The sequence below is a fragment of the Methylocystis rosea genome (genome assembly GCF_003855495.1).
Lineage (GTDB): Bacteria > Pseudomonadota > Alphaproteobacteria > Rhizobiales > Beijerinckiaceae > Methylocystis > Methylocystis rosea_A.
Map to the genome: position 1 here is coordinate 124,576 of NZ_CP034088.1, position 26,277 is coordinate 150,852.

A 26,277-nucleotide genomic window follows, 5' to 3' on the forward strand; every position below is an offset into this window, starting at 1 on the left:
AGCGAGCTGCGGCGTGTTCCGAGGGAGGTTGATTGCTGCTTACTGCATCATTCTCGATGCCAGCATGTCGGCTCGGGAGTTGCGTTATTGTCCGTTCCAGGAACGTCGGCGGATAGCGTGCGCATGCGCCATGATGACGCGTCCAACTAAGCGATTCGCTTAATTACGTCGATCAACCGTGGCGTCGAAGCTGCTGTGCGCATAGGGCTTTCACCTTATTGGGTCTGCTGTCCACATGTTCAACTCAATTGCGTCGTGCTTGGGCTCCACCGTCTGGATTGAGCCCCAAGAGTGACCGTTGCATTCATTTTTCGCAAACGCAAAATTGTTGAAAATAGAACAAAAGAAATTTATATGTAAAATATGGACGTCAATCTAGCGAAGACCTTCTTGGAAGTGGTTGCGAGTGGAAGCTTCATTGCTGCTGCGGATCGTCTACACCTGACGCAAGCAGCGGTGAGCGCCAGAATTCGAACTCTAGAAAGTCAGCTCAAGCGACCACTCTTCGTTCGCAATAAAGCGGGCGCGCGTCTGACGTCGGCGGGCGAACGCTTCGCGCGCTACGCGACGACGATGGTTCAGTTATGGGAGGGCGCTTGTCGACAAGTGGCTCTGCCCGTGGGGCGAGCGAGTGGTTTCAGCATAGGTGGAGAATTCAGTCTCTGGTATCCGCTCCTAGCAGATTGGCTCATATGGATGCATGCGGAATCGTATGAAACAGCGATAACAGCGGACGTTGACACCCCTGCGCGACTTCTCGAGCGCGTGCAGGAGGGCTCGCTTGACCTCGCCGTTCTCCATAATCCGCCGCAACGGTCTGATCTTGTCTGCGAACTGCTCATTGAAGAGAAATTGATTCAGGTAACAACCGACCCAAAGGGTAGAATCGATCCAAATGAGTATGTTTTCGTCGATTGGGGGCCAGAATTCGCTGTCAATCACCAGGCCGCTTTTCCCAAGCTGAGCATTGCGCCCTTGTCAATATCGCTGGGTCCGCTCGCGTTGACCTTTATACTGAGCGTCGGCGGAGCGGGGTATTTTCGTATTGGCGGTGCGCAGCCATTTTTGGCCGACGGACGGTTGCATCGTGTAAGTCGAGCTCCTGAGTTCTCATATTCCACGTACGCCATCTACGCCACGGGGCGCGAGGATGATGTCATGCAACGCGTCCTTAAGGGATTACGGTTGGTGGCGTCAGGTCACGAGAGGGCGGGAATACCGCCGGCGATCGGTGCGAGAGCGTTGTCGCGAAATTTATCGCAACGATCTCCGTCGAAGAAACGGAGAAAGTCAGCAAGAGGTACTGGTAGCGCAATCGTCGCTCAGAACGACTAGCACGCTGTTGAAACGGCTCTGATGGGGTGGACGCCCCCCGACGGCCTCGATGTGCCAGAGTGGAGGTGTTGAATCTCACTCGAGGGAGGCGTCCATGAAAAAAGTTAGCACTATCGGATTGGATTTGGGGAAGCCAGCCGCGCGCTAATTGCGCCTGCACCCAATTGCGCTGACGACGTCGAATGAATGCGCCGACGCCCACGCCAACCAGGCTGGCGGCCATACCAGCGCCAATGCCCGCAACGATCGCCTCGGCGAAACTGCCGTAGATGGTCCAAACGGCGATCGCGCCAGCAATGGCGCCAACATAGAAGAGCAGGCCGATGAGCGCAGCTTTGCCTTCATTAAGCGACTCGGCTTCGATGTAGGAAATGCGAGGAGCTTCATCGCTGTCCTCGATCTCGACCGAGCGTTTCGATCCAATCTTTTCGCGCGTCTTCGCGTCTTCGGTGAGCAGGCTGATTTCGGATCGATCGAATCCATGAGTCATCAAATAGTCAATGGCGGACTGCAGCTTATCAAGCGAGTCGAACAGGCCTACGGCTTCGGAAAATTCGCGAGACTGTTCGAGCGCAGTCGTTTCATTCGATTCCATGGAGTTCCTCCCGAAGCTCATTACTCTTGAATCGAAGCCGGCCTCTGTGTGCGCCCTTGCCCATCTGAGCGGTCATTTGCCCTGTGATCGGCGTATCAAATATCAGCATGCCCCCGCTTGAAGCCTTCGACAAGGCCAAGCGCTAACGGAGCCCCGGAGAAAAGCTCTTCCCAGGACAGATGCTGCATGAAGCGTCCGCACATAGGCGGGACGATAGCGCCAAGGCCACGCAAAACCAAAAAAGCCTCGCGAGCGCACGTCCGCACGGCGGCTGAGCAGCTGGATCCCGGCTGAAGTTGAAAAAAGGCCCGCGGCCGTGAACCGCGGGCAAAGGAGATTGGAGCGTCGCGATGAAGGCGACGCCGGCCAAATTGCGCCGAGGCGCGCTGAGGCAAGCGTGGCAGTCAGATCATAAGGGTCACGCTTGGCCATTGATGGCGCGACCCCACGCAATGCGCGCATAGGAGCGCATATGCTGAACCAGTCCGATTTTCGCCAACCCTTCAGGAAGCGCGGTTTGACGCCGACGCTGCAGATCGAGCGTGGCGCGTTATGCCGACTATCCGCGGGCCAAACAGGCCCTCGACCGTTTGGGGCTCCTGCTCGACCATCCTCGGGGAAGGAGGAGGCCTTCCGTTGCGATTTATGGCGACAGCGGCATGGGCAAAACCATGATCATGAAGCGATTCCGTGATGAACACCCGCCGGGCTTCAATGCGGTCACGGGAGCGCTCCGAACGCCTGCGCTCGCGATGGAGATGACCAGTCGACCTGGAGAACGCCGCTTCTATGCTGAACTGCTCACGCTTCTTGGCGGGCCGCAGCGTCCGCGCGCAGACATTGCGCAGATGGTGCAGTCCGCATTGCGGATCTCGGTGTTCAAGTTCTTGTTATCGACGAAGTCCACAATATTCTCGCCGGTTCCTATCGCGAACAGAGAGTCGTGCTGAACACCCTTCGATTCTTGAGCAATCGCCTTCAAATCTCGCTTGTTTGCTTTGGCGTCAACGAAGCGCGCGAAGCCATCAGCGGTGACGTTCAACTTGCCCGCCGGTTTGAACAGTTCACGCTGAACCGTTGGGCGGCGGATGAAATTTGAATCGCTCGTCGCGTCCACTCTGCGTAACACGCCGCTACGTAATCCTTCCGTGCTCAGCACGAAATCATTGCGTTGGATGCTGCAGCAACGGGCGCGAACTGGCGCATTCTTACAATTAAGCGCAGCGTGACAGACGGGCTCGCATCGCGGTCAGCGCGTTCCCGGTCGATCATCAGCGCCACGTCGTGGATGGTCTCGAACAGAAAACGGCGCATGAAGCGGCGAAACCACCAGTAGATGGTTTGCCAGGGCGGAAAATCCTTGGGCAGCATGCGCCAGCCGCAGCCGGCGCGGGCGATGTAGCGGATGGCGTTCAAAACCTCGCGTGGGTCGACCGAAGGCTTGCGCCCTCTGCGCGCAGGTGAGGGAAGGAACGGCTCAACGCGCTCCCACTCCTCATCGGTCTAATCCGTCGGGTAACGTTTGGTTTTCTTCTCAATGGCGGCCATCTTGGCGCGATTCGCTCGGGTCCACATCCCTAGCTTGAATCACGCCCCTATCTCCGTCGCAACCATTCTCAAACGGTCTCTCAGGGCTGCTCCATCAGTTCCTCGGCGGAAAGCCGTGCGAGCGATTGTTTGCGCTTCTTGGACGCGTAGCTTGGATAGGCGAGCCAGACGACTCCCGAGAGCAGGATGAACGCCATTGCGCCGAACAGAAAGACGTCGTTGAGCGCGAGGATCGACGCCTGCTGTCGAATGAGCTGCGCCGCGCGGCTCTGCGCGGCGGTGGGCGACATGCCCATCGCCTGCATGCGATCCAGGAAAGTGGCGAGCAGGTCGAGCGAGGCGAAGCGCCGTCCGCCGAAATGATCGGCGAGATCGAGCTGATGGAACGGCGTTCGGCGGAAGAAGAGAACGCCGAGCAGCGAGATGCCCAGGGCGCCGGCCACGGTGCGCAGCATCGCGAGCTCTTCCGCCGCGCGGATCAGTCGTTCGCCGACGAGCCCGGTCATGGCGAGGGTCGCGAGCGGCGCAAAGAACATCGCGAGCGAGAAGCCGAAAAAGAACATCGGCGTCTTGACGTCATCGAAATAGGCGTTCTTGTCGTATTGTCCGAGCCAGACAAAGGTCACTGCGAGACCGATGAAGTTGAGGAACACGATCAGTCGCGCGTCGACGTTCCTCGTGATTTCATGCACGACGGCCGCGGCCGCCATCGCCAGAAAAATCATGATCAGATAGACCATGCCGGCGAGCGAGGACGTGTAGCCGAGCAGCACCTGCAATTGCACGATGAACACCGAGAGCAGGCCCTGAATCACCAGGAAGCCGACGATCGAGCAGAAAGTCGCGATGGCGAAGTTGCGATGCAGAAACAGACGCAGGTCTAGCGCGGGCCGTCGTTCGCCGAACTCCCAAAAGATGAACATCGGCAGCGCCAGCAGCACGACGAGCAGCAGCCATCCGAGGAGAGGCTCCGCGAACCAGTCGAAATCATTGCCCATGTTGAGAATCGTCTGCACGCCGAGCAGCACCGCGGCGAGCAGAATGAAGCCGATCGTATCGAAGCGCGTCATGCGGCGCTGAAAGCCGCGCCGGTAGAACAGCGCGGCAATGATCGCCGCGACGGGCATCACGACCAAGACGTTGGAATAAAATAGCCAGCGCCAGTCGAAATATTCGGCCCAGAAGCCGCCCATGAATACGCCGATGGTGAAGGGCGCCATGCTCATGACGCCCCAGAAGCCGACGCCGAGCGTGCGCTGGTGATCCGGATATTGCGCAAGCGTCACGGATTGGGCGAGCGGAAGGGCGACGCCGCCGGCAAGGCCGAGGAGAAATCGCATCGGCGCGAAAAACCAGATGGTTTCGCTCGCCGCGCACATCAGCGAGAAGATGGCGTAGAACATGAGCGCGCCGATCAGCACGCGATAGTCGCCGAAGCGCCCGGAGAACCACCGCGACAGTGGCAGGCCGAGCGCGATTCCCACCATGTGGTCGGTGGTCGCCCAGGTGCCGAAGCTCGGCGTCACGCCCTGCAGACTGCCGGCGGCATAGGGCGCGAGCACCGTGTAGCCCGGAACGTTCGAGAGCATGACGACATTCGCCGCCCCCGCCGCGCCATTCAGCAGCAGGAATCGCCAGCCTATCATTCGGGCCGGCCTATCCATGATCGCCACCCTCGCTCCGTTCTATAATCGCTACTGGGCGGTATTACGCGACATCATCCGCGGTTGTCGACTAGAGCAACGACGGACTCCGACACAATGTAGAGCAGGGGTCATCAGCCGCAGGCGGTTGAGCGCGAACTCGATCGCCGGGACAAGGATAACTGAATCGGACCTAAGCCTGTCAATGGTGAAAGTAGCAGGAAGAACATCAGACAGGACGCCATCCTTGGGTGAAAGACAGAAAATTGCTCACCGATCACGCAAGCTGCATCTTTGCCGTCTTCATCGGCTAATTGCGTGCCCGTTGTTGGATTCAAAATTGGCGGGTTGATACAAAGGCTTGGCAAAATGGTAACGTGGCTGTTTGCTATCAGTATCAGCCTCAGCATGGCAATTTCCGTAGCGTGAACCTGTCCCATTCAGCAGTCATCTTCGTCCCCGCCGTCGTCATCTGCTGTTTCTTGGTCGGCAAGTCGTTCTGGATCGTATTCCAGACGGTCTGACGCGGCAATCGATCGACGACGTGGAGCGCGGCGCAATGGATTCAGATTGGGTGCCCGGGAAATCCCCTTTGCAAAGGATCGCGCTGTGTCCGATGGGTGCGCTGCGGCAGGCATTCACCATTCGCGAGGCCAGCAGCAATCAGGGCGTTGTGCTGCCTTCCAACGTCCGGGTTACCCAAGCGCCTCGCTCAGCCAGTTGTGCGACATGGTCCGTACGCGCTCATGCTCGGGCTAGACACCTACACCGCCGCGAGTGGTGGAAGCGTCCAGGGCTATCCGGTTTTTCACCATCTTGAGCGTGTGGTGGACGGAGGGATCATCTGGGCGCCCGCCATTGAAGGCGGCGTCGTGCGCACGACCTGCAGCGGTGACTTCGAGTTAGATATCGGTCGGGACATATCCGTTGGTTACACGAGCTATTCCAGCACGGCCGTCGAACTGAATTTTCTGGAGACCTTCACCTTCCGGCTGCCGACGACCTAGGCTTCCGTGGTGCTGGCGCCGGGCATAGACTTCGGATCCATCTGTTTGGGAGAAGCGCTTCTTGGAACCGGGAGGACGCGGCGATGGCAAGGAAGTTTAAGATCGGCGATCATGTGAGCTGGAACTCCGAGGCCGGACGCGTGTCGGGGACTATCATCGCCATTCACATTAGAGATTTCGATTATAAAGGCCACACGCATCACGCGTCGAAAGACGATCCCCAGTACGAAATCAAAAGCGACAAGACAGATCACATCGCAGCGCATAAGGGCGGCGCGCTCGACTATGCATAACGAAGGCCGCGCGTGAAGCTTCCGTTTTTCACCATCGGCCATTCCAACCGAACCCTCGAGGCTTTCATCGGTCTACTGCGCGAAGCCGATATCGCTCTTGTCGCGGACATCAGAACGATTCCGAAGTCACGAACCAATCCACAGTTCGACAAGAACACGCTTCCCGGCGCCTTGGCGGCCGTCGCCATCTCTTATGAACATATGGCTGCCCTCGGTGGCCTTCGTGGAAGGTCACGCGGCATATCTCCGACTGTCAACGCCTTCTGGACGAACGAGAGTTTCCACAACTACGCCGATTATGCGCTTACTGCACAGTTTCAGGCAGGCCTCCAACACCTCTTGGACAGAGGACGCAAGCGGCGCTGTACCATCATGTGTTCGGAAGCCGTATGGTGGCGATGCCACCGCCGCATCGTCGCCGATTATCTTATCGCCAGCGGGGAGACCGTTTTCCACATTATGGGGGAAGGTCGTCTGGAGCCGGCCCATCTCACTCCAGGCGCGGTCATTCAACCTGACGGCGCCGTGATCTATCCGTAGTCCGCCGCTCGCAGCATTGGCAGCGCTTCGACGCCAGAGCTTCGAGCAACGCCTCGATGCTCGCGCCCAAGCGAACAAACCCGGCCACACGCCTAAAGCTAAAAATATTTCTGCATCGGGAACGCAGCACGGAATGGTCGCATCTAATATACAGGGCGCAAGTGCGGAGAAAAACTGAGCGGCAGCTACCGCTCTGCACAGAAATATCGTACCGTCGGGAACCCCCGTAAAATCACGCTGGTGCGATAGCGGAGGCGCTATGAGTTTTAGCGCCTCCGCAGCCCGTTTACGAAGTAATGAGAGCCTATCCAGCGCTTGTGTTGTCGCAGGATGTTTTAGAGCTGACCGTACTCTGCCGCTCGACGTGCTCGGAAGCTTTCTCTTTTCCCCCAAAAAAATCTCGTGCAACGGGAACGCAGCGCGAAAGGGTCGCATCGAATATACGGGGCCGCATCGAGTCGATCACACCGGCCGCTACGCAAACTGATCGACCAAGGAGAACCGTCATGACACGCGTGCAGATGTTCCACCGGGCCGTTAATCGCCGCCTCGCCCTTGCGGGCTTCGCCGCCGCACTTATGGCTACTCCCGTTTTCCGCCCGACCGCCGCCTATTCCGTTAACACCTCGCACACCGAAGCCGCGCAGATCATTCGCAGCCCGAGCGGACTCGCGCTCAATAATGCGATGCGTGAATTGTGGGCTCAGCATATGGAATGGACCTATGCGGCAGTCACGGCCTTGGCCAACGGCTCGCCATCTTTCGACGCCACCGCAGCGCGGCTGATGCAGAACCAGGCCGATATCGGCGACGCTATCAAGCCCTTCTATGGCGATGCAGCTGGTAACGCGCTCACCAAGCTGCTTCAGGAGCATATCGGCGCAGCCGTCGAGGTCGTGAAAGCCGCCAAGGCCGGCGACAAGCCGGCCACCGACAAGGCCGTCGCAGCCGCCTACGCAAACGCGCAGGAAATTGCCGATTTTCTCGCCAAGGCGAACAAGAACTGGCCGCAAACCACGGTACGCGACATGCTCAAGGGGCATATCGACACAACTGTGGTCTACGCCACGGGGCTTTTGCAGGGCAAATATGCCGACGGCATCGCCGAATATGGAAAGGCCGAAGCTCATATGATGATGCTGGCCGATGCCCTGACCAACGGTTTGATCGCCGCCTTCCCAACGAAGTTCGAGAATTAGTCGGACAACGCCAAGGGCGACGACGGAACGGCGCCCCGCCATTGCCCGTACGCCCGGAAAGGAGCCGTGATACTCATCGACGCGTTGATCGCTTTCGCGATGGTCGCGGGCATGATGGAATTGCTGCGCGATCCGGAAGACGCGGCGCGCGCGATCCCTATAGCGGCAGCGCCGGCAAAGGCACGCCGGTAGCCTACCTGTTCAATGAATGGAGGCGAAAATGCAATCACTTCAGCGTCAGGCGGCAAATAGCTTCTCGAAAACCACGCCGGAGGCAGAGCTGATCTCGCGCGCCGCTGACGGTGACGGAGTGGCGTTCGAAGCCATCATGCGACGGCACAACCAGCTTCTGTTCCGTACGGCGCGTAGCATCGTGCACAATGATGCGGAGGCGGAGGATGTCGTCCAGGACGCCTATCTGCGGGCGTGGCGCGCGCTTGGAAACTATCGCGCCGAGAGCAAGCTCTCTACCTGGCTTGTGCGGATCACGACCAATGAAGCGCTCGGCCGCTTGCGGCGAAAGAGTGCCCAGATCATTCCTTTGGAAGCTGCCATGACGCCCCATGAATCTGAAGCCCAGACAGCGCTGAACGATGAGCCTGAGCGTAGCCCAGAACAATCGATGATGCGGGTTCAGATGCGCAAGCTCTTGGAGGCGCGCATCGACCTTCTGCCGGAGGCCTTCCGGACGGTGTTCATGCTGCGCGCGATCGAGGAGATGAGCGTCGAAGAAATCGCCGAGGCGCTGGAGATCCCCGAGGCGACGGTGCGTACGCGCTTCTTCCGAGCTCGCAGCCTGTTGCGCGAAAGCCTTGCCCAGGAGATGGACGCGGGCTTAAGCGACGTTTTCGCCTTCGCCGGCGAGCGGTGCGACCGCATCGTGACCGGTGTCCTCGAACGCTGTAAAGCGGAAGGGCTGGCCAGCGAAGAGTAGCGGCGGGTCGAGAGCCCCGTACCTCAGCCGCATAAGCCTGCTTGATGGAACTATTCGGAAGGGAAGATATGAGGTGGGATAGCCGGACGCTGAATAGGGCATAAGAGGGCCGGAGGCGGTAGACGCAGCCTAAAAACCGGGCGCGCCAACCGTCGCTAGGGGATTTGCGCTGGCGTTGGCAAAAATGGGACCGAGGAATCCGTCCAGATTGAAGGGAAGGGGCGTCCTGCTTATCACGCGTTCCCAAAAGGCGCGCAGGCGCTCGACGCGCTTTTCCAGATGATTGCCGCAAATGATCACGACGTTGATCGCGCCGATCGAAATGCCGGCGAGCCCCTTCGGACAATATCCCCGCCGCGAGCGCCCCGAACGGGCCCGCCTAATAGGCGCCGAGCGCGCCGCCGCCTTGAAAAACCAGCGCGACAACTTCTTTATTCGTCATGCGCTCATGCGCCGCCGCTCCGCATCTTCCGCGCGCGTCGCCCCTGGATCCTCCCATTCCACCGTCGGCGTGTTGCGGCCTTTGCCTTCCACAACTCTGAGCCTATTTTGGACAACGTCGGAAAAGCGCTCCAGATCCGAATTGACCCTTTTTTCTGAACCAGCCTGCCGAGGCAGTGGGAAATCGGATATTCGGCATCTATGTGGCGATGATGGCTCTCTCGGGCCATCTCGACTCGTCCGTGCCGGCCTGCGCGATCGCCGACGTGCCGACCGCTTCCGCGACATGTGGACAGGGCGGATCTGCGCGCTGGCGCCGAGACGATGGATCCATTCGACTACTTCAAATTCCGTTACTACGAGAAGTGGCTCAGCGGCATCCCCATTCCTCGTCGACAAGGGATACCTGCGCGAGGACGAATTAGCCTCGCGGACAAGCGAACTGCGTGGCGAAGCGGCCAGGCCGGACGGCGCTCGGCCAGGGGGACCCGATCGGGCTGAAGCCATCGACGAGCAGATCATCGCATATCTACGCAGCGGCGACAGCCCGCGGCGCGACGTCGCGCATCCGAAGTTCGCCGTCGGGCAGCGGGTCCGGATCGCAAATGTCCCAGCTGGCGCGCACACTCGCCTGCCCGGCTATCTGCGGGGGCGGAGCGGCACGGTGGCGCAGGTGCTCGAAGGCGACTACGCCTACTTCTGGCACACTGGCGACGGCATCGGCGATCCAATGCCCGTCTACATCGTCGAGTTCACGCCGACCGAATTGTGGGGTCCCGCGCGCGGAACCCGGCGCGCAGACGCTTTACGCCGAACTGTTCGAGGCATACTTGGAGGAACCTGCATGAGCGGCCAGTTCAAGTATCCGCAGGACCGCGAGAAGTCCAGCGCGGCCAAAGTCGCTGCGCTGAAATCGCTTCTGATCGAAAACGGCGTCATCACGCCCCAGACCGTCGATAAGGTGCTGGCCTACTTCGAATCGGAGATGACGCCGCTCAACGGCAAGAAGATCGTCGTGCGGGCGTGGACCGACGCGGGCTTCTTGGCCCGGCTGCTGGCCGACACCCCGGCCGCAATTGCCGAACTCGACCTGCCCGAGGGAATGGCCGGCGCCGAGGCGAGCACCTGCGGGCGGTCGCCAACGCGCCCGGGGTGCACAATCTGATCATCTGCTCGCTCTGCTCGTGCTTTCCATGGCCGGTGCTGGGGTTACCGCCGTACTGGTACAAGGATCCGGTATTTCGCGCCCGCGCGGCCCGCGAGCCGCGGAAAGTGCTCGCCGAGGTTGGCGTCCACCTGCCCGAGGAAACGGAGATCGGGGTGTGGGACAGCAGCGGGACGGCGCGGTGGTTCGTAATTCCTGAAAGGCCAGCAGCGACAGAGGATTTTACTGAGGCGCAGCTGATGGAGCTCGTGACGACCGAGTCGATGATGGGCGTCGCGCTGGCCGGAGCGCCATCATGAGGTTGCACGGATCCTGCACCACTGATCAAGGAGCGCCGCGGTTTGACCACGAGTGGCAGTGACGCGAGTTCGGCTTGGCCATCGCGTTATCGAATTCGGCCACTATCGCTCAGCTGCCCGCGGCGGTTCGCGGAAGAAGTCGTCGATATCTATATCGTCGCGGTCACAAGGGCGAAAAACCCCAGCGCAGCCCACACCCGTGGCGCGCGACGCTTTCCCTGCAACGCCTTCGCGATCTGCGGGGAATCCGCGTAGAAGAAGGAATGGTGTCGCAAGAGAAGGCCTATTGATCTTCCCCTCCCCTCTGTGACATTCCGCTTGGTTTCTAACGAGAGGCTCGCGACCTGCGCGCTCGATGTGTGCGTTGGTGACCGAGCGCCAGCCCATCATCAATTCCAAAGGGGAAGTCAACGATGCCTCCAATTCCGCGATATCGCGCTCAGGCGAGTCAAAACCCTGTGGCGATCTTTCTTTCCGCGGGTTTCCGCCCCTTCTTCCTTTTTGCCGCGCTCTGGGCCGCTGTCGGGCTGCCGCTCTCCATCGCCTATCTGGAGGCGGCGGCCGAACTGCCGACACGCTTCGCGCCCTCTCTCTGGCACGCGCATGAAATGGCCTTCGGTTTTGGCGGCGCCGTCGTCGCGGGATTCTTGCTGACGGCCATTCCAAACTGGACCGGTCGGCTGCCCCTGCAAGGCGCGCCGCTCGCCGGCCTCGTCGCCCTTTGGCTTCTCGGCCGCATCGCCGTCCTGACTTCGAATAGTGCGCCTGCGCTTGTCTCCGCGGCGCTCGACCTCGCTTTCCCGGCGGTCTTTATCTTCGTTGTCGCGCGCGAGATCGCCACGGGGCGAAACTGGCGCAACTTGCCCATGGTCGCCGCTCTCGCGCTTCTGTTCTTCGGGAATCTGCTCACGCATCTCGAAGCGATGGACCTTGCCGCGACGGGCGCCATCGGGGCCCGCGTCGGCGTCGCGACCCTCATCATGCTCATCGCCATCATCGGGGGGCGCATCGCGCCGAGCTTCACCCGCAACTGGCTGGCGAAGAATTCGCCAGCTGAAGTGGAGCCCGCGCCTTTCGGCGCGCTCGATCGTTTCGCGCTCGCGGCGACGCTCGTGGCGCTCGTCGCCTGGGTCGCGTTTCCCGACGCCGGACTTACCGCGGCTCCGCTCATTATCGCCGGCGCGGCGCTCTTTCTACGTCTTATCCGCTGGCGCGGCGTCAGCACGCGCGCGGAACCGATGCTCTTCGTGCTGCATCTGGGCTATGGCTGGGTGCCCTTGGGCTTCCTGCTCATCGGCGGCAATGAACTATGGGGAGTCGCGGGTCCTGCCGCGCCTCTGCATGCCCTCACCGTCGGCGCCATCGGAACAATGACGCTCGCGGTGATGACCCGCGCAACGCGCGGCCACACCGGTCGCCCGCTCCTCGCAGATCGGTGGACGGCCGCGATCTACGTCGCCATAACTTTGGCGGCCATCCTGCGCATCGGCGCGCCTTTCATGGGCGAGCACTACTTCGCAGCCCTCGCGGTCGCCGGCGGGATGTGGAGCCTGGCCTACGGCCTCTTCGTGGTGCTCTATTTCGGGATGGTGACGACGAGGCGCTTGCATCAAACCGCCTAAAGGCCAGTTCCCGGAAAGGTCGACCAAGCTTGCCGACGTTTCTCACCCGAGGGCAAACATGCCAAGCGGGCTATGCTTGCGTGCGATGCTATAAATGAAAAGAAAAGCTGCGATCGCGCCGGCCATCGCCGCCAACCGCAACTTGAACGCCTTGGCTCGGAGCGCCCAGTAACCCAGAAAAATATAGAGCGGCAGCATGACCACGACCTTCATGGTCAGCCAAGTGTCAACAAACGGGTATTGACGCGTGACGGCCGTCAGCATGAGGGCAGCCGTGAAGAGCACGGTGTCGATAGCGTAGGAGGCAAGCCGCGCGAGCAGCGACGGTGGCCATGACGCCGCGAGCAAGTTCAAAGCGAGCGCCCGCATAAGGCAGAAGCCGCCGCTCGCCAGCGCCGCCGCGACGTGGACGGCGCGAATCTCGAAGTAATAGGCTTCCATGCAAGTGGCGGATCACGCCGCACGCTTCGCCGGTCCCGCCTCCAGTTCCCTGTCCTCCTGCTCCACTTCATGAGGCTGGCGGCGCGGCCGGAGCCACAGGCTGACAACGAACCAGGCGAAGGCCAATGCGCCTATCGAGAAGACCGTGTCGCCCGGCACGCGCATCCATACCAAAAGATCGACGATCGGCTGCTGCATGAACTGCTCAGAGCGGGCGTACCAATAACCTTCATTGATCGCGGCAAGGAGTTGCAGCGTGCCGAGCGGCAGGAGCGTGAACAACGCCATCATCGCCAGCCCCACGTTGAAGCACCAGAAGCTGATGCTGAGGATCTTCTCGTTCCAGACGAGTTCGGGCATCATTCCGCGCAGGCAGAACAACACGAGGCCGATGCCGAGCATCCCATAGACGCCGAACAGCGCCGTGTGGCCGTGCAGCGGTGTCAGGTTGAGCCCCTGCATGTAATAGAGCGAGAGCGGCGGGTTGATCAGGAAACCGAACAGACCGGCTCCCACGAGATTCCAGAAGGAGACAGCGATGAAGAACAGCACGGGCCATTTATAGCGCTGCATCCATGGCGTGGCGCCGCAAAACCGCCAATGCTCATAGGCCTCGAAGCCGATGTAGGCGAGCGGCACGACTTCCAGCGCGGAGAAACTGGCGCCAAGCGCCAGCACCGACGTCGGAGTGCCGGCGAAATAGAGATGATGCAGTGTGCCGATCACGCCGCCGGCCATAAAGACAATCGTCGCGAACAGCACCGCCGAAGTTGCCGGCTTGACTGCGACCAGGCCGAGGCGGGTGAACAGGAAGGCGACGACGGCGGTGGCGAACACCTCGAAAAACCCTTCGACCCACAAGTGCACCAGCCACCACCGCCAATACTCGACCATCGACAGATGCGTATGCTCGTTCCACATCAGCCCCGCGCCGTAGAACAGGCCGATCGCAACGGTCGAGAGGAAGAAAAGAGCGACGATGGAGTGTGACTCATTTTTTACCAGCAGCGCCGGCCACAAGGCGCGGCCGACGAGGATGAGCCACAGCAGCAGTCCGATAAAGAGGAACCACTGCCAGAAACGCCCGATATCGGCATACTCCCAGCCCTGATGCCCGAACCAGAAATTGTGTTCCAATCCCAGCCGTTGCATGACCGCGAGCCATTGGCCCGCGAAGGCGCCGACGACAATGATCAGCAAGCAGATCCAGAGCACATTCACCCCGAGCGCCTGGAACTTCGGCTCGTAGCCGGAAATCGCCGGCGCCATGTAGAGCCCAGTGCCCAGCCAGGCCGTGGCGATCCACAGCACGGCCAATTGCGTGTGCCAGGTGCGGGTGATCGAATAGGGAAGGATCTCCGCCATCGGGTAGCCGTAAAACAGCTGCCCCTCGACCTGGTAATGGGCGCTTATGGCGCCAAACAGGATCTGGACGAGAAACAGGGCAAGAAGCACCCAAAAATACTTGGCGGTCGCGCGCATGGACGGCGTGACCCTCACGTTGCGCATCGGATCACGCGCGGGCACGTCGCACGTCTCGCCGCCGCGCGCATGACTGACGGCGCGGTGCCAGCCGAGAAGCCCGATGCCGGCAAGCAGAAAAACCACGCTGAACGCAGACCAGATGAAGGTGGTTGCAGGCGGGCGGTTGTCGATCAACGGCTAGCTCGGCCAGTTGTTGGTGTAGGTGACGTGGCTTCCCGGCCGCTCCGTGGTCGCGGCCCACGCGGTCCACCAGAAGAAGGCGCATAGCGCCCGTCGATGCTCGGCGTCGGCGACAGTGCCGTTCTTCATTGCGTAGTTCTCGCGAAGCTCCGCGCTGCGCGGATCGTCGCCGAATAGGCTCTCATAGTGGCTAGAGACGAGGACGATCGCCTGAGCCCGCTCCTCAGACACAGTGATTGTCCCAGTTTTCGGATCGAACGTGTTTCGCCTCATCATCGGGCGCAGCCGTCCCCGCAGAGAACTCTGCTGCTCCTCGCTGAGATCAGCGTAGCGGCCGGCCGCGAACTCGCGGCGCGCCCAGGCGTCCAGGATGGCGACGAGTTCCCGGTGCTGCCAGTCGGCGGTCCAGTCCGGCGCGACGTAGCCGCCATGGCCCCAGACGGAGCCGAGTTGCATACCGCCGATCGACTGCCATACCTGCCGGCCGCGCTGGATGTCGTCGATTGTATAGACCGTTCGGCCTCTTTCCGTAACGACGCGCTCCGGCAATGGCGGCGCCTTGACGCTGATTTCGCGGCCAATGAGCAAAAGCACGGCGAAGGAAAGCGCCAACAGGGCGACGAGCGAGATCCAGAGTTTACGCGCGCTTTCCAGCTTTCCACGACGCCCTCCTAGAACTCAACAGCGAAACGGCCGGCGCGGCGCATCGTAAAGGAAAGCGCCCAGTGCGAGTTCAAGAGTCGCCGCTACCTTCCAAACAGACGCTCTCGGTTCACGTCCTAGGGAGCTTCGCGGAATCGCCAATACAGGACAAGGCGCTTCGTGTATGACGCGCTCGGTTGTGCTCCCGATGATCGAGTCCAAAGCGCTATCGCGACCATCGGTCTGCATAACGATCAGGTCAGCGCGCATTTCTACCGCACAGGCAACTATCGTTCCAACGAGACTCACCGTTGCGGATCTCCAGATTTGGAAACCCCCCGTCTTCCAGATTCAAGGCTCGAGCTATTATCGGCGACAACGCTCGTGCAACGGTCTCCATCTAGAGCCGGTCCCTCAGGTCGAGGCAAAATTACAAGCGGGAGAACTTAGAGAATGCCATCTTCCATGGCGTTCCGCTCCCAATGCTTCTTTCGTCAGCCGCTGGTCCAAATTCTAGGCTCGGCGCACCATGCCGAGGAATTCCTCTCGTGAGCGGGCGTCGTCGCGGATTACGCCGAGTAACCGGCTAGTGGTCAATGTGGATCCGAGCGTGTTCACGCCACGCAAGGTCATGCAACTGTGTTCGGCCTCGACGACCACTCCTACTCCTTGCGGCTCGAGAATTTCCTGGATGGCTTCGGCGATCTCAGCGGTTAGCTTCTCCTGAATCTGTAATCGACGCGCGAATCCGTGCACGACCCGCGCCAGTTTGGAGATTCCCACGACCCTGTTTGTCGGCAGGTAACCGACATGCGCGCGTCCGATCACCGGCAGCATGTGATGTTCGCAAAAAGTAACGACGCGGATGTTCTTCAATACGACCAGCTCGTCATAACCGCCCACTTCTTCGAACGTGCGCTTGAGATATTCGCGAGGATCGGCGGCGTAGCCAGCGAACAATTCGCGATAAGAACGCGCCACCCGCTCAGGCGTATCGATCAAACCTTCGCGGTTCGGATCGTCGCCTGCCCATTCGATAAGAACCCGCACAGCCGCTTCAGCTTCAGCCTGGGTACGCTTCGACCTTCGGACTCCGCTAAAGTTGTTGTCCAAACCCATTAAACGACTCGGGCCGTCACGAAATCGATCTGCATGGGCCGAAACTAGATATTCAGTTTGTTGGCTTGACGCTCGATCATTCGCGCATCTCCTAACATTATTCGGCGGGTGCTGCGTCTGTTGCGGTAACAACTGATCACCCCGATGGAAGCCCTGCTTGGGGCTATCCATCGGAGCTGACTTGCAGTGGCTCAGTTGCCGCGTTGCTCCTTGTTCAAAAGCTTGAGCCATCCCTCGACTTCGGCGCTCAACTTGCCCGTTCCCGCGAGTTTTAGCGTGGGCGCCAGCATGCCACGCTCGACGATCGGCAAGGGCAGCACGCCCTGTCCGCCCATGCCGTTATGCGCGGTGATCTGACCGTCCTTCGAATCCGCGAGCAGAATGCGGCCTACGACTTCGAGCTTATCCATGTCGATAACGATCAAGTCATTGGCGAATTTGCTCGCCACATAGGCGTAATAGCCGCCCCCCTTCTTATGTCCGAAGTTGACGCCGTGGCAGCCTGCTTCGCAGGGCAGGCTTTTCACCACCTTGTCGGTCTTCACGTCGACAATCGTGACTGTGGCGCTCAATGTGTTCGCCGTGACGACGTATTTGCCGTCCGGGCTGACCGGGGTCTGGATCGGAAGCAGGCCATAAGCCTCGCCCTTGTGCGCGCCGCTGATCGGGTCGTAATCGGCAGCGAGGTCGATGTCTTTGACCTTCTTCTTGTTGTCAATGTCGATGACCGTCAATGAGGAGAGCATGGCGGGGGGCGTGCCGAGCAGATTGGCGGCATAGCCCTTATGGTTCATGTCGCTCCAGATCGCGATCGGAATAACGCCGCCGGTCGGAATTTCCGTCGCTTTCTCGGTCGCGAGATCGACGACGGTAACGCTTCCCGCCAGCGCGTTCGGCGTCATCATATATTTGCCGTCGTCGGTGATGTGATGGCCGTGGGGGCCGGAATGCGGGCCGACATTAATGTTGCCCATCGCCGAAGGGAATTCGCCAGGCGACAGTTTCGCCACGCGGTCCTCGCCATTGATGGCGACATAGAGCATGCCGTTTACCGGGCTCGTCATCACATGAGACGGATTTTGTCCAACGACCTGCGTGTTAAGAACCTTTCCGCTCTCGCGGTCGAAGGTGGTCAGCCGTTTGTCGAACCATTCCGTCTGATAAATGTATTTATATGTCGGATCGGGCCACATATTGTGAGGGTTGTTCATATTCTGCTCGACGCCCTTGACTTTTTTCTTGAGCGTCCAATCCGCCGCGTCGATTTGCGTCGCCGTTCCGAACTTCGTCTTGCCGCTCACCCCTTCAAACTGCGTGTTGACCCAGACCTCGCCGACGCCGGGCGTCTTGGGCGTCAGCAGCGTGTTCGGCGCCGAAAGGCTGAGCGCGCTCAGATTGATCTGCGCGCCGCCGAGATTGAGTCCGAGATCGGGAAGCTTCACCTCCCACTTCGGCTGCCGATAGTCGCGCCATAGCGCCGGCGTCGTGGCGACGAAGAAGGTGCGGAGCAGCTTCTTGGCGATGTCGCTTGTCGTCGGAACTTTGGCGCCGGTCACGAGCTGCAATTCGCCGCCGATGTCCAGCCCTTCCGTCTTCGGATCGTCGACGACAACGGCGCCGAACATGTAGGGATGGACCTTGCAAGTGAAGACATAGAGCCCCGGTTTGTCGAAGGTCTGCGTAACGCTGGCGTTCGACGGCTTCTCCTGATCGACCGGGAATTTGTCCGCGCCAGGCTGCCAGGCAAGACTGGTGATGGTGTGATCCGTATTGGTGTCCGTCATCTTGATGAGCACCGCCTCGCCAGGCTTCACCACAACGAGCGAGCCGCCGCTCTTGGGATCCTTGAACCATTTGCCGGGCTCGTCGGTCATCTCCAGCACGGCCGACGGTAGGACCCCGGGGCGGCTGATGATGACGTCGTCAGATTTCACGGCGTCTTTCGCCTGCGCCGCCAGCGGCGCAGCAAGCGAGGTCGTCGCCACGGCCAACGTCAGAAAGGATACGCGGTTCATGATTGTTGCGTGGTTCATGCCTTTAACTCCCCCGTTCCGCCATTGATCATTCGATGACGCGGAAATCACCCATCATTCCAGACTGCATGTGTTGGATAACGTGACAGTGGTAGTGCCAGTCGCCGGGGCCAACACCCTCGCCGGCCTTCACGATGAACGAGGTGCGGCTGATTGGACCGATGTTGACGGTGTCAACGCCGGCGGTTGCTCCGGGCTCGATCCAGCGATGCGCATGGAGATGGAAAGTATGGAACGCGGTGCCAATCCCCATGACGTGGAAGCGAACCTTTTCGCCCAGGCGCGCGCCGACGGTCGGATTAGTCCATAACGGAATCTCCTTGCCGCCCTCGATGATATGATTGAGCTCCTGACCCCAAAAGGTCGTTTCATGCATCCAGATGATGAATTCGCGTTTCACATCGGCAAGATCAACGTCGACGATCTTGCCGTCGATGAGCGCAGGAACCTTCCCGCTCGCCGGATTGATGATGAGCGTACCGAACAGCCCCTTGTCCTCGGCTCCGAGCATCGGATTGCCGAATGCATGATCGTGATAGGCCCACGTGCCTGCCGTTCCAGGCGCGGCCGTCCATTTGTATGTGTAAGGTTTGTCTGGGAACGCAGCTTCGTCGGCGACGCCATTCAAAACCTTCATGGTGCCATCGCTGTCGATCTTGAAGTGCACGCCGTGGACATGGATGCTGACCGGCAACGCCGAGTCGGCGATGCCATGTTGAAGAGTCACCTCGGCGACGTCCCCCTCTTTCATGACGAGCGTGGGACCAGGGATGGTAGGACCGCTCGCATACCGATCCGTAAGGTCGCTTTCTTTTCCCGTGGAAGATTTGACCTTGTGACTGACCATCTCATAGGCCAGCTGACCCGACGGCATTGCGCTTGCTTTGAGCGTGATCAAATGTTGGTCGGCGGCAGAGGCTGCGCTAGCGGCGAGAAGCGCGGCTGGCCACATGAGCAAAAACGCGAACGAACGTGAAATCCCCAACTGCGCCCAGGTTCTTAGCATCGCATCACACTCCTTCGAGCGGAGAACCGGGGACAATGCCGGCGATCGATCCGATCGCGCGCGCCAACCAGTTCGATCCGATACGACTTAGATGCGACGGAACGCTGAGGTCTTACCTCGAAGGAAAAGTTTTTTCTGCGTTCACGAGTCTCAGAAGGGCGAGATAAACCTCTTCGCACTCGGGGCACTGATGCATATGGTGTTTAACCTCGGGCAATAAGGCTCCGGCGTCCTGACCGGATGCCTCAATGTCGACGTAACGTGGAAGTTCATCAAAATATTCCGTGCACAGCATCTCCTCTCCGCTCTTAGCGGCGAAGACGGTGTCAATGAGGCGGGTAAAGTCTTTGTGTTTCATGTCGGGTTCCGGCACGACTGACTATAAGATGCGTTGAACGGAGGAAGTCTTACCCTCCGAATGGAGATGGGTTCCCGATTTTGGCTCGTCAAACACGGCAATAAGATCTTTGTGCGTCACGCCTTCTTCGAGCAAAGCCTGCTTGAGCCGTTTACGCGCATCGTGGATGAGTTTGTAAAGATTATTCCGATTAGAACCCAACCATTCGGCGACCTCGTCCAAGGGCATCCCCTGAAAAGCGTGAGCGACAAGTGCGGTCCGTTGCAAGGGAGTAAGCTTGGCGCCGATAAGTCGCGCAAGTAGAGTCCACGCTTCGCGCTGCTGTAGACTGCGCTCCGGCCCCGGTTCTTGAATCGGCCAAGCCGGCAAAGTCTGTCCAAGCTGAGCGCGCTCGATCGTAGCTTCTCGCCAGCGACGGCGGCGCAGCTCTCCGAGCACGACTCTGATTGCGATTGAATAAGCCCAAGTCATAAAGCGGCTTTCGCCGCGAAAGTCTCCAAGTTTTGATTGTATAATGAGAATGGCCTCTTGTGCGCAGTCTTCAGCAAGGTGCTGCGCTTCATCTGAACGCGTTGATTCTTGCGTGGCGTAGCCTTTCGCCAAATAGGCCCGAATTGCCGCAAGCAGTCGTGCTCGAAGGTCCGCAAGCGCCAACTGTTGGTCTCGACCGCTCTCCTGAAGCGCCGTCAGCCACTCTGCATTGGATCGTTGCATAATTTCCATCACGGCTCAGGAGAAATTAACGCGGGTGCGTGACAAACGCGTACCGCAGCCAAATGTAGCAACACTTTAGGGAAATGCCATCCTCATGAACGGCTGGGATTTTTTGCGGCGCAACTAAGTCTCTGATCCGCTGCGGGCAGGGAAAGCTGCTAAACGGCGCCCGCGGCATGGACGATAGTCCTTGGAATTTCGAAGCGCCGTTATAGCTAAAGAGAACAAGACTGATTCGGGCAGTCTGGCGCCATTGAATTGCGAGCGTCTCCCCCGTTTCGCAAAAAAGATGCTATTCAACGCCGGACCGCAACGCCTTCAGGCGCTGTCGGAACGAAGATTGTCTTCACAATCTCATCCGTCTGCGTGTCGAAGATCGAGAGGCTGTTGGCTCCCGTATTGGTGATGAGGAGCCAGCGACCGTCGCCGGCGAAGCCGACGCCGTGACTACCCGCGTCCGGCGCTATGGAGATCGTTTTGATGACTTTGTTCACGGCAAGGTCGATTTTCTGCACCGTGCCCGCCCCGTCATTAGCGACATAAGCGAAGGTCTGATTTGGCGCGACCGTGACTTGCACCGGTCCCGCATCGGTCTCGATATCCGCGATCCGCCGAAGGCTTTCGGCGTCGATCACGGCGACGAGATTGGCGTTGTGACAGGCGACATAAACGCGCTTGCCGTCCTTGGTCGCGCCTTGGCCCAGCGGCCCTGTTCCGACAGCGATCGTCGCGAGCGCCTGGCGTTTTGCGCGTGAGAGCACCGTCACGTCGCCGCCGCCGAAATTGGAGACGAAAAGCCTGTCGCCTGAAGCGAGCGCGAAATGCGGCATCGCGCCGACCTTGACGACGCCAAGCGATGCACCCGCCTGCGCGTCAAAAATTTCGACCCGGTCGTCGAACTCGTTCGTAACGTATGCTTCCTTGCCATCGGCGCTGAAAAAGATGTGTCGCGGACCCTTTCCTGTTGGCAGCGCTTTGATCACGCTGTTTGCTTGCGTATCGATGATGGATAAGGTCCCCGCGTTGTTGTTCGTGACCCAAGCTTGTTTCTGATCGGGACGCAGCGTGACGTTATGATTGTGGATGCCGACTGGGATTTTCTTCTTCAGTGCGCCTGATGCGAGATCTATAACGGAAACGACGCCGCCGAACCACGAGGTCACATAGGCGGTCCCCTTGATGGGCGTCGCAGGTTCGGCGCGCAGCTGCGGCGCGCCTATTGCAAGCGCCAGGGCGCTCGTTAAGAGAACAATGCGAATGATCGCGGAAACCAAGTGCTTTCTCCTTTTGATTTTGGATGGATTCGAAGCGCCCGCCGGCCTGCGTTCAAGGCGAGGCGCAATGAGAAAGCCGCCGCGTGCTGCGCGCGCAGCTTTGCTGGCGCGACAACAGACGCTCCGGGGCACGCCGCCAAATGTAGAGCCGAGCGGTCAAGTCCATAGACAGACGTCGATATAAAGACGGCATCCGGAATCCTCGGCTTTGAAGAGCCGTCCGCGATGCTTGGGCATACCGCCTGGAATAGGGATCGCCACCCTCGCAGGCGCGATGATCCACCAATTTCCTTCGTTGTCAACGAAAGCTGCGACACGCAAGCCGCTCGGTGCGGTAATAGCAAGCAACGCCCGCTATAAAAGGGTGACGTGATTGGCGCGTGTGAGTGAACGTCGCGGCTGAGAACGGATTGCCTTTCCCGCGTGACTGTCGATGCTAAGGGGGCACCACACCGCTCGCTTCCGCAATAGCGCGAGCGAGGCTTGCGGTCCTCCGAAATCGATACCTTGGAATTCATCCTCGCGCACGGCGTTGGTCGAACGAACGCTCGCTTGGCTCAATCGCCGCTAAGGCTCTCCAGAGATCGGAGGCATCCATCGACGCATCGCCCTGGATAATCGAGATGTGAATTTGAGTCCGACTCTAAGTAAGATTTCGTCTTTTCATCACATCTAAGAGGCGTCATGCATTCGGCACGATGGGCGATCTCCGAGTCGGCGAATAACTCCAAGTAGCAGGACCCAATGGCATGAACCACGTTTTCTACCTACTTGCGCTCGCCACTTTCCTACTCACGCCTCCGCCGGCGGCAAACGCCATTGAACTACCTTGGCGATCCGACGACGTGTTCCTTAGCCGCCCCGGGGTTCCGCCTTCCGCAAATCAAGTGAACGGAACTGGCGCGAAAAGTGTTGAAAATGGCGGAATGCAAGTCGGCGTGTTTCGGTGCGGAGAGCTTGTCGGAGATGATGCACAAAATAGCGCTGCAGAAACAAAAAATGAAAGCAACCGCACTTCTGGAGCCGATTTATATGCCTGGGCGAAGAATCCCCCTGCGCAAATGATCGTGCTATCTTTGTTTTTTGCCTTTCTAGGCCTCATCATTGACATTGGAGCGATGCCGCCCTTCCAAGGGTTGATGCCCGAAGAAGCGCTCGCAAACTACAGGACGACGTGGATAGCGATCATGATCGTAGCCATACTTGGAGGAGCGCTACTGTTGCCTGTCACAACCAGTATCATACGGTATTCGATGACTCGTCTGGATCACCGAGACGTTCCGCAAGGCGCCATGTGAGGCATTCTGCGTTTCGCTAATAGTTGCCAATTGAGATTTCTTTGCATCCGACGACCCACGCGGCTTTCCGCGCTGGGACCATTAAATTATGGCGCCGAAGATCGCCGTCGGGGACGGGGCGGTTGGGCAGATCGAACAGCGTCGCATGGGCCTGCGCCAAGACGATTTCATGCTTCTTCATCGCCGGCTCCTTTGGTGCGCAATAGGGCCTTCGCGCAGCGGTCCGGCTTATCTGCGCAACTCCATCCCGAGATACCAGCGAACCTCCATCAGCGCTTTAGCGTAAGATTATGGAATGGCTCCCCCCTTTTTCGGCATAGTTGAGTTGCCGCATCAGAAATGAACGGAGGGGAATGATGAAGAATATTGCAACCCGCCGCCTCTGCCCTCCGGCGCGCCTCCCTTCGCCAGGTGAACAGTTGCTGTGGCGTAGCGCCATGTCGACGCGCGACCTGCGAGACGACCGCGTCAGGAGCCAGCGACTCCCTTCGACTGCCAGCGCCTTCTCCCCTTCGGACCACCGGCGCCGACCACCAGCTCCAGTGATCACCTCGATGCGCCGTAACCCGGAGCCGTTCGGCTCAAGCGAAAGATCAAGTCTAGACATAAGCCTTATCTCCAAATCAGGAGATCAGACTCGCCGCTTTCATCGTTCGTTTGAAGGTGGGGCCGTAACAGCACTGACCGCTGATCAGCTCCTATCGCTCTGTGATTGTGCAAGTTCCCGACTTGATATCCTGCTCCAAGGGTCCAGCTAATTGTCAGGTTGGAGAAACGATGAATAAGGCCAATCACATAGCCGCCGGCGCTAATGCAGTCGCCGTTTTTCAACAGGAGTGCGGCACTGTCGAGGCGCATGCTATTGCGGACTTGATATGTGATCTCGGTCACTTGGCGGACGACCGCGGTCTCGATTTTCTTAGCAAGGTTAAACGGGGCGTTGGACATTGGTTCGCGGAGCGCCATGCCCAAAGTTGTAACAGCCTCGGGGCGGAGGCCATCGTCGAAATAGCCATCAGTCCACTGTCAACGAATTCGGTAGCTCGATCCTCTCCGCCTTAGATGCTACTCTGCTTTGGTTCGACGCGACTGAGCGCGTCATCAGATTTGTACCTTTCTGCAAGGGCTTATTGCCTTCATGATGCCGTGCTCGAACTGTGATTGGCGGCATACGTCCGCGTTATGGCCGCTGCTCGAGAGATCCTCTACTCGTCTTGTATGAGGGGCATCGGTGTAAAAGGACGATACGCTCGCGCCAGAACGAAACCCGATGCTTAAATGGCACGCAACTAACGGCAGCGTCCTGGTTGAGCCGGGGCTGGATCGATTTTCTGAAGTCGTGGCAGCCCGGCGAGTCGAAGATGAGCGTTACCAAGGCGCTATCAGACTTATCGACCTAATTCTGGAAGCTGGACGACCATGAACGGGTCGGCGTCTGGTGATTTAATGCGCCATTGGTAGACGAGGAAATGGTTCAAATTCGACCGCTTGGTCTGCGCATTATGTTTGACGACATTGACGCCTTTTTCTAACCTGACGGTGAGCCGTCCGTCGATTTCTGCATCTGTTCCGGAAAGTTGACATGGGGCGTTAGCGTCTGGTCGAGAGCCGCCAATCACGATAGCGCCGTCGGCTTGCGGCTGAATGCAAAACACCTTCATCTCGCGTGATGGGAAACAGGACGATTGGCCTCTAGCGACCGATCGCTCCAAGAATACTGCGTAACGTCCTCGGGCAAGATATTGGGCATATCGAAAGCCTTCGTCGCGCAATTGCGCAGCGGCATGTTTAAGTCGGGCCTCCAGGCGTGCTTCCAGGAAACCCGCTCGGCAGGCCTGAATAAGAGCGGGCACGAAAATAAGAATGCCGTCGTACGAATAAAAATAGCTTCCGTCGGCGCGGATTGCGACGCTCGCATCGAATTGCTCGGGCGCAAGTGTTCGAAAAAAGTTGCGCATTCTAGCTCCGGAGGGAAGGCTTTCTTCGCGCAACTGGCAAGTTGGCGGCATCGGCCGTAGCGCTTTGGTCCCGGCGAAATGTCGGCGACCCTAATCTCGCAACTCTGTAAAGCGTTGCGATATGAAAAGGTAGCCACAAAGATCAAGATAGAGCTTGGTTATGGGGGCGGTTACGCTAATGGGGCCCTATATCCCACGTCTCCGATCGCTCGATTAAGATCTCGCTGAACCAGAAAACCTGATCGCCGTCTGGGCAGCTCAGCCATGGCGTCCCCTTTTTTCCAGCCAACGCTCTATGGAGAGGATCAATGCCACGGTTCTCCGCTTGTTCCGCTCAGCGGAAAAGTGAGTAATCAGCTCCCGCTCGCCGCGCTCCTAACGTATCCAACTCTACTTAAGCGCGACGCCACGGGAGAGGAAGGCCTGTCCCTTGACAACGCAGTCGGCTAACCAATAATAGTAATTGCTTACTATTATCCGAGCCAAGCCGCAGCATGCAGTCCAAGTATCTTCCGGCCGAGGAGCGCCGATCACTCACCGTCGAAGCAGTTGTCGTACTTTCCGGCGCGCAGAACCCCAGCGAGATCACGACAGCAGCGATCGCTAAGCACATGAACGTGACGCAGGGCGCCTTGTTTCGTCACTTCCCCACGAAGGATGCGATCTGGGAGGCGGTGATGGAGTGGGTGACCAATCGTTTGCTGGATCGCATTGATCATGCGGCAGAAGGCGCATGCTCGCCGATGGACGGATTGCGAGCGATGTTCATGAGTCATATCGAGTTCGTGATCGAATATCCTGGCGTGCCTCGAATGATGTTCGGTGAATTGCAGCGCGCCGAAGCCGCACCCGCCACGAAAATCGCACGGATGCTCATCAAGCGCTATGCCGAGCGGCTTGCAAAAAAGCTTGAGGAGGCCAAGGCGGCTGGAGAAGCAGCCAATGATCTGGACACGCATGCGGCGGCGATCCTGTTCATCGGGATGATCCAGGGTCTGGTGATGCAATCATTGCTGTCGGGCGACATCAAAGGCGTTCGCACCCATGCTCATGGAGTTCTCGGCATCTACCTCCGTGGCGTGAAGTCAGGCGCCTCCGATGCTGAGACGCTGAATGCAAGAACTCCAAGAGGAAAGATCAGGCGATGA

21 protein-coding genes, 6 pseudogenes and 1 riboswitch are annotated in these 26,277 nt (G+C 59.2%); of the genes and pseudogenes, 12 read left to right on the top strand and 15 right to left on the bottom strand.

The features are described 5' to 3' along the window. Positions 1 to 363: 363 nt before the first annotated feature. Positions 364 to 1,197 (top strand): annotated as a pseudogene (locus EHO51_RS21510) (LysR family transcriptional regulator); the annotation flags it as partial. On the opposite strand, the gene EHO51_RS21110 reads toward EHO51_RS21510, so the two are convergent. Beyond that, complete coding sequence (locus EHO51_RS21110) at positions 1,172 to 1,930, bottom strand: DUF3600 domain-containing protein (protein ID WP_245435143.1); 759 nt, start codon at positions 1,928 to 1,930, stop codon at positions 1,172 to 1,174. The pseudogene EHO51_RS21510 and the gene EHO51_RS21110 sit on opposite strands and share 26 nt — an antisense overlap. A gap of 548 nt (positions 1,931 to 2,478) precedes the next feature. Between EHO51_RS21110 and EHO51_RS19940 the strand changes: the two are divergent. Next, positions 2,479 to 3,114, top strand: a pseudogene (locus EHO51_RS19940) (TniB family NTP-binding protein); the annotation flags it as partial. 46 nt (positions 3,115 to 3,160) lie between these two features. Here EHO51_RS19940 and EHO51_RS19945 read toward each other — a convergent pair. Both EHO51_RS19945 and EHO51_RS19950 read right to left on the bottom strand, forming a co-directional pair. Next, positions 3,161 to 3,505, bottom strand: a pseudogene (locus EHO51_RS19945) (transposase); the annotation flags it as partial. A 53-nt stretch (positions 3,506 to 3,558) separates the two neighbouring features. Further along, positions 3,559 to 5,124 carry an MFS transporter gene (locus tag EHO51_RS19950; protein ID WP_245435089.1) on the bottom strand — a complete coding sequence of 522 codons (1,566 nt, stop codon included), beginning with the start codon at positions 5,122 to 5,124 and terminating at the stop codon, positions 3,559 to 3,561. A gap of 115 nt (positions 5,125 to 5,239) precedes the next feature. Then, positions 5,240 to 5,299: riboswitch (Fluoride riboswitch) on the bottom strand. Positions 5,300 to 5,843: 544 nt separating this feature from the next. Here EHO51_RS19950 and EHO51_RS21115 point away from each other — a divergent pair. The 8 genes and pseudogenes from EHO51_RS21115 (at position 5,844) to EHO51_RS19995 (ending at position 12,621) form a co-directional block, all read left to right on the top strand. Continuing rightward, positions 5,844 to 6,128, top strand: coding sequence for an encapsulin (locus tag EHO51_RS21115; RefSeq protein WP_245435091.1), 285 nt, complete (start codon positions 5,844 to 5,846; stop codon positions 6,126 to 6,128). Between the two features lie 83 nt (positions 6,129 to 6,211). Beyond that, positions 6,212 to 6,421, top strand: coding sequence for a DUF2945 domain-containing protein (locus EHO51_RS19960; protein ID WP_109026888.1), 210 nt, complete (start codon positions 6,212 to 6,214; stop codon positions 6,419 to 6,421). 12 nt (positions 6,422 to 6,433) lie between these two features. Next, positions 6,434 to 6,961 (top strand): DUF488 domain-containing protein, encoded by a 528-nt coding sequence (locus EHO51_RS19965; RefSeq protein WP_109026889.1) that lies wholly within the window; start codon positions 6,434 to 6,436, stop codon positions 6,959 to 6,961. A gap of 506 nt (positions 6,962 to 7,467) precedes the next feature. Then, on the top strand, positions 7,468 to 8,160 hold the full coding sequence (locus tag EHO51_RS19970) for a hypothetical protein (protein WP_109026890.1): 693 nt from the start codon (positions 7,468 to 7,470) through the stop codon (positions 8,158 to 8,160). 220 nt (positions 8,161 to 8,380) lie between these two features. Next, entirely contained in the window at positions 8,381 to 9,094 is a 714-nt protein-coding gene (locus tag EHO51_RS19975; protein WP_109026971.1) for an RNA polymerase sigma factor, read from the top strand. Between the two features lie 626 nt (positions 9,095 to 9,720). Then, positions 9,721 to 10,383, top strand: a pseudogene (nthB, locus tag EHO51_RS19980) (nitrile hydratase subunit beta); the annotation flags it as partial. Continuing rightward, a pseudogene (gene nthA / locus EHO51_RS19985) lies at positions 10,380 to 10,999 on the top strand (nitrile hydratase subunit alpha). The pseudogenes nthB and nthA, both read left to right, overlap by 4 nt. Positions 11,000 to 11,412: 413 nt before the next feature. After that, positions 11,413 to 12,621, top strand: coding sequence for an NnrS family protein (locus EHO51_RS19995; RefSeq protein ID WP_109026892.1), 1,209 nt, complete (start codon positions 11,413 to 11,415; stop codon positions 12,619 to 12,621). 42 nt (positions 12,622 to 12,663) lie between these two features. On the opposite strand, the gene EHO51_RS20000 is transcribed toward EHO51_RS19995, so the two are convergent. The 9 genes and pseudogenes from EHO51_RS20000 to EHO51_RS20040 all read right to left on the bottom strand — a co-directional run bounded on the left by EHO51_RS20000 (position 12,664) and on the right by EHO51_RS20040 (position 21,873). Continuing rightward, positions 12,664 to 13,062, bottom strand: a complete 399-nt coding sequence (locus tag EHO51_RS20000; RefSeq protein ID WP_109026893.1) for a SirB2 family protein — start codon at positions 13,060 to 13,062, stop codon at positions 12,664 to 12,666. 12 nt (positions 13,063 to 13,074) lie between these two features. Continuing rightward, positions 13,075 to 15,381: pseudogene (locus tag EHO51_RS20005) on the bottom strand (nitric-oxide reductase large subunit). A gap of 24 nt (positions 15,382 to 15,405) precedes the next feature. Continuing rightward, on the bottom strand, positions 15,406 to 15,639 hold the full coding sequence (locus tag EHO51_RS21515) for a universal stress protein (RefSeq protein ID WP_124740572.1): 234 nt from the start codon (positions 15,637 to 15,639) through the stop codon (positions 15,406 to 15,408). A 243-nt stretch (positions 15,640 to 15,882) separates the two neighbouring features. Beyond that, the gene (folE, locus tag EHO51_RS20015) at positions 15,883 to 16,488 is read right to left on the bottom strand and encodes a GTP cyclohydrolase I FolE (RefSeq protein WP_109026895.1); all 606 of its coding nucleotides are present in this window, start codon (positions 16,486 to 16,488) and stop codon (positions 15,883 to 15,885) included. Positions 16,489 to 16,679: 191 nt separating this feature from the next. Beyond that, complete coding sequence (locus EHO51_RS20020; protein ID WP_245435095.1) at positions 16,680 to 18,521, bottom strand: hypothetical protein; 1,842 nt, start codon at positions 18,519 to 18,521, stop codon at positions 16,680 to 16,682. A 28-nt stretch (positions 18,522 to 18,549) separates the two neighbouring features. Beyond that, on the bottom strand, positions 18,550 to 19,563 hold the full coding sequence (locus tag EHO51_RS20025; protein ID WP_210327161.1) for a multicopper oxidase domain-containing protein: 1,014 nt from the start codon (positions 19,561 to 19,563) through the stop codon (positions 18,550 to 18,552). Positions 19,564 to 19,639: 76 nt separating this feature from the next. After that, entirely contained in the window at positions 19,640 to 19,885 is a 246-nt protein-coding gene (locus EHO51_RS20030) for a hypothetical protein (RefSeq protein WP_109026897.1), read from the bottom strand. 21 nt (positions 19,886 to 19,906) lie between these two features. Then, on the bottom strand, positions 19,907 to 20,608 hold the full coding sequence (locus EHO51_RS20035) for an RNA polymerase sigma factor (protein ID WP_245435097.1): 702 nt from the start codon (positions 20,606 to 20,608) through the stop codon (positions 19,907 to 19,909). A 287-nt stretch (positions 20,609 to 20,895) separates the two neighbouring features. Then, on the bottom strand, positions 20,896 to 21,873 hold the full coding sequence (locus EHO51_RS20040; RefSeq protein WP_158273654.1) for a YncE family protein: 978 nt from the start codon (positions 21,871 to 21,873) through the stop codon (positions 20,896 to 20,898). 749 nt (positions 21,874 to 22,622) lie between these two features. Between EHO51_RS20040 and EHO51_RS20045 the strand changes: the two genes are divergently transcribed. Then, on the top strand, positions 22,623 to 23,171 hold the full coding sequence (locus tag EHO51_RS20045; protein ID WP_124740573.1) for a hypothetical protein: 549 nt from the start codon (positions 22,623 to 22,625) through the stop codon (positions 23,169 to 23,171). Between the two features lie 16 nt (positions 23,172 to 23,187). Here EHO51_RS20045 and EHO51_RS20670 read toward each other — a convergent pair whose 3' ends face one another. The 3 genes from EHO51_RS20670 to EHO51_RS20055 all read right to left on the bottom strand — a co-directional run bounded on the left by EHO51_RS20670 (position 23,188) and on the right by EHO51_RS20055 (position 25,129). After that, entirely contained in the window at positions 23,188 to 23,352 is a 165-nt protein-coding gene (locus EHO51_RS20670; protein ID WP_154454016.1) for a hypothetical protein, read from the bottom strand. Positions 23,353 to 23,440: 88 nt separating this feature from the next. Then, the gene (locus EHO51_RS21345) at positions 23,441 to 23,692 is read right to left on the bottom strand and encodes a transposase (protein WP_246695852.1); all 252 of its coding nucleotides are present in this window, start codon (positions 23,690 to 23,692) and stop codon (positions 23,441 to 23,443) included. Positions 23,693 to 24,559: 867 nt separating this feature from the next. Then, positions 24,560 to 25,129: a hypothetical protein gene (locus EHO51_RS20055; RefSeq protein ID WP_109026901.1), complete on the bottom strand. Its 570-nt coding sequence runs from the start codon at positions 25,127 to 25,129 to the stop codon at positions 24,560 to 24,562. 494 nt (positions 25,130 to 25,623) lie between these two features. Between EHO51_RS20055 and EHO51_RS20060 the strand changes: the two genes are divergently transcribed. After that, positions 25,624 to 26,277 (top strand): TetR/AcrR family transcriptional regulator, encoded by a 654-nt coding sequence (locus tag EHO51_RS20060; protein ID WP_109026902.1) that lies wholly within the window; start codon positions 25,624 to 25,626, stop codon positions 26,275 to 26,277.

Excerpts from the sequence above, each read along its gene's own strand:
- EHO51_RS21110 (WP_245435143.1), bottom strand. The coding sequence starts at position 1,930 with ATGGAATCGAATGAAACGACTGCGCTCGAACAGTCTCGCGAATTTTCC.
- EHO51_RS19950 (WP_245435089.1), bottom strand. The coding sequence starts at position 5,124 with ATGATAGGCTGGCGATTCCTGCTGCTGAATGGCGCGGCGGGGGCGGCG.
- EHO51_RS19960 (WP_109026888.1), top strand. The coding sequence starts at position 6,212 with ATGGCAAGGAAGTTTAAGATCGGCGATCATGTGAGCTGGAACTCCGAG.
- EHO51_RS19970 (WP_109026890.1), top strand. The coding sequence starts at position 7,468 with ATGACACGCGTGCAGATGTTCCACCGGGCCGTTAATCGCCGCCTCGCC.
- EHO51_RS19975 (WP_109026971.1), top strand. The coding sequence starts at position 8,381 with ATGCAATCACTTCAGCGTCAGGCGGCAAATAGCTTCTCGAAAACCACG.
- EHO51_RS19995 (WP_109026892.1), top strand. The coding sequence starts at position 11,413 with ATGCCTCCAATTCCGCGATATCGCGCTCAGGCGAGTCAAAACCCTGTG.
- EHO51_RS20000 (WP_109026893.1), bottom strand. The coding sequence starts at position 13,062 with ATGGAAGCCTATTACTTCGAGATTCGCGCCGTCCACGTCGCGGCGGCG.
- EHO51_RS21515 (WP_124740572.1), bottom strand. The coding sequence starts at position 15,639 with ATGCGCGCTGACCTGATCGTTATGCAGACCGATGGTCGCGATAGCGCT.
- folE (WP_109026895.1), bottom strand. The coding sequence starts at position 16,488 with ATGGGTTTGGACAACAACTTTAGCGGAGTCCGAAGGTCGAAGCGTACC.
- EHO51_RS20020 (WP_245435095.1), bottom strand. The coding sequence starts at position 18,521 with ATGAACCACGCAACAATCATGAACCGCGTATCCTTTCTGACGTTGGCC.
- EHO51_RS20030 (WP_109026897.1), bottom strand. The coding sequence starts at position 19,885 with ATGAAACACAAAGACTTTACCCGCCTCATTGACACCGTCTTCGCCGCT.
- EHO51_RS20035 (WP_245435097.1), bottom strand. The coding sequence starts at position 20,608 with ATGGAAATTATGCAACGATCCAATGCAGAGTGGCTGACGGCGCTTCAG.
- EHO51_RS20045 (WP_124740573.1), top strand. The coding sequence starts at position 22,623 with ATGAACCACGTTTTCTACCTACTTGCGCTCGCCACTTTCCTACTCACG.
- EHO51_RS20670 (WP_154454016.1), bottom strand. The coding sequence starts at position 23,352 with ATGAAGAAGCATGAAATCGTCTTGGCGCAGGCCCATGCGACGCTGTTC.
- EHO51_RS20055 (WP_109026901.1), bottom strand. The coding sequence starts at position 25,129 with ATGCGCAACTTTTTTCGAACACTTGCGCCCGAGCAATTCGATGCGAGC.
- EHO51_RS20060 (WP_109026902.1), top strand. The coding sequence starts at position 25,624 with ATGCAGTCCAAGTATCTTCCGGCCGAGGAGCGCCGATCACTCACCGTC.